This window comes from Pacificibacter marinus (genome assembly GCF_018860505.1).
GTDB classification, from domain to species: Bacteria; Pseudomonadota; Alphaproteobacteria; order Rhodobacterales; family Rhodobacteraceae; genus Celeribacter; species Celeribacter marinus_B.
On the sequence record NZ_JAHKPU010000028.1, the window covers coordinates 1 to 1,510 of the forward strand.

The following is a 1,510-nucleotide window of genomic DNA, read 5'->3' on the forward strand; positions in this document are numbered from 1 at the left end:
TGTCCGTCGTCATATAAAGTTGGACATCAGATTGGCTTGAGCACAGGAGGCTCTGGTTCGTTTGTGTGATTGATTATGCCGCTTGTTTTTGATGTTGCAAGCGGCGTTGTTTGATTGTCTGTTTTTTGATCTTCTCCCTTTCCCTCAAGATGGCTTTGTCGCGCCCGAAGTAGACGTCTGCGGGCGTGACGTTGTTCAAGCTCTCGTGGTAGCGCTGGTTGTTGTAATGCTCGACAAAAGCCCCGATCTGACGCTCGAGATCGCCCGGTAGGTAATAGTTTTCCAGCAGAACCCGGTTCTTCATGGTTTGATGCCAGCGTTCGATCTTCCCCTGGGTTTGCGGGTGGAACGGTGCGCCACGAACATGTGTCATGTTTTGGCCTTCCAGCCATTCTGCGAGATCGCCGGAGATGTAACACGAGCCGTTATCACTCAGCAGACGTGGTTTGTGGCGTACAACGGCTTGGTCGCAACCGGACGCCGTCAGCGCCAGTTCGATCGTGTCAGTGACATCCTCAGCGCGCATGTTCGTGCAGAGTTTCCACGCGATGATGTAGCGGCTGTAATCATCCAAGATCGTGCTGAGATAATACCAACCCCAGCCGATGATCTTGAAGTAGGTAAAGTCGGTTTGCCACATCTCGTTGATGGCACTGGTTTTGTCTTTGAACTCGTCAGCGGCCTTGATCACCACGTAATCAGGCGCAGTGATCAGGTCAGCTGCTTTGAGAATGCGATAAGCTGATGATTCAGAGACAAAATACCTTTTTTCATCAGTGTATTTGACGGCCAGCTCCCGAGTGCTCAGCGCTTCATGTTCCAATGCAAACTCGATCAAATCATCACGGCGGGCATCCGGAATGCGGTTCCAGACTGATCCTGGGCGTGGCGAATGATCCGCCAATGCGTCCAGCCCGCCATCGACATAGAGATCGTACCACCGATAAAATGTACTGCGTGGAATACCCAGCATATCGAGGGTTTGTTTGACTGGCAGGTGCGAGCTCTCAACTGTTCGGATAATCTCAAGCTTTTCAGGCGCGGGATACCTCATTCCCCGTACTCCCCATTTCCTGTCATGCTTTTTTTGAGTAAACGATTTTCAAGGGTCAGATCCGCTACGCATTCCTTCAGCGCCAAAGACTCTGAACGTAGATCCTTCACTTCCGGTGATGTCGCCTGACGCGCAGTATCGCCCGACAACCGCCGTTTACCTGCTTCAAGGAACTCTTTGGACCAGCTGTAATATAGGCTCTCTGCGATGCCCTCGCGGCGGCAAAGAACGGCAATGCTCTCCTCGCCACGCAGACCGGCCAAAACAATGCGGATCTTCTCTTCAGATGAATAGGTTTGGCGCGTCTTGCGGCGGATGTTCTTGACCACCTTGTCGGCGGCATCTTTCGATGTAGTCGGTTTCTTCGTCATCTCGATCTCCTAATCGATAAGATGAACCAGAAATCCTCCTTTATTCAAATCCTCAAATTTGTCCAACGGGTGCTGACGTCAGACA

At 51.6% G+C, this 1,510-nt stretch carries 1 protein-coding gene; it reads right to left on the reverse strand.

The features are described from left to right. Positions 1 to 73 precede the first annotated feature (73 nt). Positions 74 to 1,425, reverse strand: a protein-coding gene (locus KO503_RS09875; RefSeq protein ID WP_215991393.1) for an IS3 family transposase whose coding sequence is annotated in 2 segments (ribosomal slippage) — positions 74 to 1,089 and positions 1,089 to 1,425 — 1,353 coding nt in all. Because the reading frame shifts where the segments join, the coding sequence is not laid out codon by codon here. Positions 1,426 to 1,510: the final 85 nt, after the last annotated feature.